The organism is Variovorax boronicumulans NBRC 103145 (assembly GCF_001591345.1).
In the GTDB taxonomy this organism is placed as follows: Bacteria; Pseudomonadota; Gammaproteobacteria; order Burkholderiales; family Burkholderiaceae_C; genus Variovorax; species Variovorax boronicumulans.
In genome coordinates this window covers 1-4,715 of record NZ_BCUS01000215.1, presented here as the reverse complement: position 1 = coordinate 4,715, position 4,715 = coordinate 1, and the positions used below count along the sequence as shown (strand labels likewise).

The 4,715-nt window shown below is 69.9% G+C and carries 5 protein-coding genes; 4 read left to right on the top strand and 1 reads right to left on the bottom strand.

Translation table 11 applies throughout. The annotated features are described in order from the left end of the window. From VBO01S_RS30785 to VBO01S_RS30770, 4 genes are all read left to right on the top strand, one after another. On the top strand, positions 1-1,366 hold a 1,366-nt coding region (locus VBO01S_RS30785; RefSeq protein ID WP_157627533.1), incomplete at its 5' end, for an ABC transporter permease. A 294-nt stretch (positions 1,367-1,660) separates the two neighbouring features. After that, the gene (locus tag VBO01S_RS30780; RefSeq protein ID WP_062482839.1) at positions 1,661-2,800 is read left to right on the top strand and encodes an acyl-CoA dehydrogenase family protein; all 1,140 of its coding nucleotides are present in this window, start codon (positions 1,661-1,663) and stop codon (positions 2,798-2,800) included. 37 nt (positions 2,801-2,837) lie between these two features. Continuing rightward, positions 2,838-3,278: a MaoC family dehydratase N-terminal domain-containing protein gene (locus VBO01S_RS30775; RefSeq protein WP_062482837.1), complete on the top strand. Its 441-nt coding sequence runs from the start codon at positions 2,838-2,840 to the stop codon at positions 3,276-3,278. A 16-nt stretch (positions 3,279-3,294) separates the two neighbouring features. Further along, positions 3,295-3,711: a MaoC family dehydratase gene (locus VBO01S_RS30770; protein WP_062482834.1), complete on the top strand. Its 417-nt coding sequence runs from the start codon at positions 3,295-3,297 to the stop codon at positions 3,709-3,711. Between the two features lie 52 nt (positions 3,712-3,763). Here the strand turns inward: VBO01S_RS30770 and VBO01S_RS30765 are convergent. Then, a partial coding sequence (locus VBO01S_RS30765) for a tripartite tricarboxylate transporter substrate binding protein (RefSeq protein WP_062482831.1) occupies positions 3,764-4,715 on the bottom strand: 952 nt, incomplete at its 5' end.

The following is a 4,715-nucleotide window of genomic DNA, read 5'->3' as shown; positions in this document are numbered from 1 at the left end:
GCTCGGGCTCATCGGCGCGGGCGCGGCGCTGGCCAACCTGCCGGCCATCGGCGGCATTCCGGTGGCGGCGTACCTGTCGGTGGCCTGCCTGCTGGTGGGCGGCATCACCGCCCTGCCCTGGCTCATCGCGCTGCTGTACGACCGCGTGGCACCCGCGTTTGCGCGGCGCGTGCTGCCGATGCTCGCCGTCGAGCGCGCGCGCCGCATGCGCGGCACGGCGGCCGTGGCGGTGAGCGGCGTGGTCGCGAGCCTGAGCCTGGCGGTGGCGCTCACGGTGATGGTCGCGAGCTTTCGCGAGTCGGTCACGCACTGGCTCGACGTGGTGCTGCCGGCCGACCTGTACGTGCGCGCCACCTCGGGCGGGCGCGGCAGCGGCAACAGCGGCGGCACCAGCAGCACCGACACCGCGACCTTTGCGCCGGCCTTCGTGCAGGCGCTGGCGCAACTGCCCGGCGTGGCGCGCACCGGCACGCTGCGCACGCAGTCGCTGCAGCTCGACCCCGCGCAGCCCGCCGTGACGCTGATCGCGCGCAGCCTCGAAGGCGGCGTGGTGCGCGGCCTGCCGCTGGTGGGCGAGGCGCTGCCGGTGCCGCCCGGGCAGACCGGCATCTACGTGAGCGAGCCGATGGTCGAGCTGTACGGCGCGAAGCCGGGCAGCGCGTTCGCGCCGCTGTCCGATGCGATGCGCACGGCGACGCCGCAGGTGTTCTTCGTGGCCGGCGTGTGGCGCGACTACGCGCGGCAGTTCGGCGCCATCGCGATGGACGCGCGCGACTTCGAGCGCATCACCGGCGAGCACGATGTGAGCGACGTCGCGCTGTGGCTCGCGCCCGGTGCGTCGGAGGCCGAGGTGCAGGCAGCCGTGCGCGCACTCGCCTCGCGCGCATCACGCGAAGGCGCGGTCGAACTTGCCTCGGTCGGCCAGATCCGCGCCACCTCGCTTCGCATCTTCGACCGCAGCTTTGCCGTCACCTACTGGCTGCAGACCGTGGCCATCGCCATCGGCCTGTTCGGCATCGCGGCCAGCTTCAGCGCGCAGGTGCTGGCGCGGCGCAAGGAGTTCGGCCTGCTCGCGCACCTGGGCTTCACGCGGCGGCAGGTGCTGGCCGTGGTGGCCGGCGAAGGCGCGGCCTGGACCGCCATCGGCGCGGTGGCCGGGCTGCTGCTCGGGCTGGCCGTGTCGGTGGTGCTGGTGAAGGTGGTGAACCCGCAGAGCTTCCACTGGAGCATGGACCTGCTGGTGCCCTGGGTGCGGCTGCTGGCGCTGTGCGCTGCCGTGGTGGCGGCCGGCACGTTCACGGCGTGGATGGCCGGGCGTGCCGCGGCGGGGCGCGATGTGGTGCTGGCGGTGAAAGAGGACTGGTAAGCGCCCGACATCCGCTGGACCCGTTCCACGGTCTCCTTCTCGCCAGCCGGGCGGCAGGTCTTCGGTGGCCAGGTGATCGGTGTCGCCAAAGGCCTGCCACTGGCCGTTGGCTACCTTGCGGGCCGGTCCGTCGGTCGCAACGCGCCCGGCCACGGCCCTTGATCGCGCGAACACGCCCTAGCCATCGCGGCTAGTGCGTCCGGCCCTGCGTCGCACGACGATCACCAAGGGAACGGATTGCGCCGTGACGCCTTCGGCGGATCGCTCCGTTCCGTCACCCAAGGAGATCGCGACATGCAGGTCGAACGCAGCGTCTATCGTGAGGACCACGAGACATTCCGCACCACGGTGCGCCGCTTTCTCGAACGCGAGTGCGTGCCCCACCAGGCCGATTGGGACCGCGACGGCCAGGTCAGCCGCGAGGTCTGGCTAAAGGCCGGCCGCGAGGGCCTGCTGTGCACCACGCTGCCCACCGAATACGGCGGCGGTGGCGGCGACTTCGGCCACGCGGCCATCATCGCCGAGGAGATCGCGCACGCCGGTGTCGGCGGCCTGTCGATCGGGCTGCATTCGGACATCGTGGCGCCCTACATCCACCGCCTGGGCACCGAGGCGCAAAAGCAGAAGTGGCTGCCGGGCATCTGCTGCGGCGAGCAGATCCTGGCGGTGGCCATCACCGAACCGGGCGGCGGCTCGGACGTGAAATCGCTGCGCACCACCGCCGTGCGCGACGGCGACGACTACCTCATCAACGGCAGCAAGACCTTCATCAGCAACGGCTTCCTCAGCGACCTCGTGGTCGTGGTGTGCAAGACCGACCCGGCCGCCGGCGCCAAGGGCGTGAGCCTGGTCGTGGTCGAGACGGACCGCCCCGGCTTTCGCCGCGGCCGCAAGCTCGACAAAGTCGGCATGCGCGCCCAGGACACGGCCGAGCTGTTCTTCGACAACATCCGCGTGCCGGTAGCCAACCGGCTGGGCGACGAAGGCAGGGGCTTCGCCTACCTGATGCAGGAGCTGCCGCAGGAGCGCTTCATGATCGCCGTCAGCGCCGCGACCAAGCTCGAGCGGCTGCTCCAGCAGACCCTCGACTACGTGAAGGACCGCCGTGCCTTCGACCAGACGGTGTGGGATTTCCAGAACACGAAGTTCAAGCTGGCCGACATCAAGGCCCAGTCGGTGGCGCTGCGCACGATGGTCGACCACTACCTCGCGGCGCACATGAGCCGGCGGCTGACGGTGGAAGAAGCCGCGATCGCCAAGCTGTTCGCCACCGAGACGCTGTGGAAGTGCATCGACGACATGGTGCAGCTGCACGGCGGCTACGGCTACATGCTGGAGTACCCCATCGCACGCGCCTTCGTCGACATGCGCGTGAGCCGCATCTACGGCGGCACCAGCGAAGTGATGCGTGACCTGATCTCGCGCAAGCTGTAGGCCGGGCAAGCCGGCACCTCAAACAAGGAGCATCTTCATGATCGACAGGAACATCATCGGCATGGCTTTCCCGCCCTTTGCCATCACCGCCGAAGCCGGGCAGCTGCGCTTCTTCGCCAAGGCCATCGGCGAGACCGATCCGGTCTACTTCGACGAGTCCGCCGCGCGCGATGCCGGCCACCCCACCTTGCCGCTGCCGCCCACCTTCCTGTTCTCGCTGGAGCTCGCGCGTCCGCCGAGCAACTGGCGCGAGGACGCCGGCATCGAGCTGGCGCGCGTGCTGCATGGCGAGCAGTCTTTTACCTACCGGCGCATGGCCCATGCGGGCGACACGCTGCACTTCGACAGCCGGGTCACCGACGTCTACGAGAAGAAAGGCGGCGCGCTCGAGTTCGTCGTCATGGAAACCCGCGTCACCAACCAGCGCTCGGAGCACGTGGCCGACATCCGCAAGGTGCTGGTGCACCGCAATGGCTGAACACAAGGAACACCCGATGAAGACCCTGAATTTCGACGCCCTCGAACCCGGCGACACCCTGCCGCCGCTGGCACTCGCCCCGATCAACCGCACGACCCTGGCGCTGTTCGCCGGCGCATCGAACGACCACAACCCGATGCACATCGACCTGGACTTCGCGCAGCGCGGCGGCATGCCCGACGTGTTCGCGCACGGCATGCTGTCGATGGCCTACCTGGGCCGCCTGCTGACGCAGTGGGTCGACCAGCGCAAGGTGCGCCAGTTCAACGCGCGCTTCGCCGGCATCACGCACCTGGGCCATGCCATCACCTGCACGGGCGAGGTCATCGAGAAGTTCGAGGCCGGCGGCGAGGAGCGGGTGAAGGTGGAAATCCGCACCACCAACCAGGACGGCGAGGTGAAGATCCTGGGCGACGCAGTCATCGCGCGCTGACCCGGCCCGAACGTGGTCCCCGGTGCCACGGCGCCGGGGACCGCGCGATCGATCACTGCATGAAATTCGGCCCGGCCAGCTTGACCAGTTCGCGCGTGCGCACCGACTCGCTGGCGATCATGGCGCTGAACGGCTCCCGGCCCGTGCCGGCAAACTCCCCACCGCTGATGCGCACCACCTGCTCGCGGAACGCCGGGTCGGCGGCCGCGCGCACCATCAGTGCCTCGAACTTGCCGGCAATCGGCGCCGGCGTCTTGGCGCGGATCGCAAAGCCGATGAAGGTAAAGAGCGTGTAGTCGGCCACGCCGCCTTCCTGCACGGTGGGCACTCCCGGCATCAACGCGTGGCGCTTGCCCGAGGACACGCCCAGCCCGCGCACCTTGCCCGAGGCGATCAGCGGCGCCGCGCCGCCGACATCGGTCAGCGCCGCATCGGCCACGCCGCCGATCACGTCGGCGATCGCCTGCGAGGCGCCCTTGTAGGGAATGGCGTTGAACTTCACGCCCGCCCGGCGCGCGAGGTCCAGCGCGCCCAGTCGGTACGAGTTGCCGTAGACACCGATGCTGACCGACCCCGGCGCCTTGCGGGCCGCATCGAGCAGGTCGCCCAGCGTCTTGAACCGCGAGTCGGGCGATGTCACCAGCACGGCCGGAATGCGCACCAGGTCGAGCATCGGCGTCAGGTCTTCCACCTTGTAGGGCAGGTCCTTGATGACCAGCGGGTTGATCACCATGGTGCTGTTGCTGACGAGCACCACCGAATGGCCGTCCGGCGGCGCCCCCAGCAGGTTCTGCGTGCCCACGACAAGATCGGCGCCGGGCCGGTTCTCGACGAACGTCGCCTGCCCCGAGACGGCCCTGAACTGCTCCGCCATCAGCCGCGTGAGCGTGTCGCCGCTGCTGCCGGGCCCGATGGGCACGATGAAGCGCACCGCACGGGAGGGATAGGCCTCATCGACCTGGGCCTGCGAGAGCGTGGGGACGGCCGCGGCCAGGGCCAGCCAC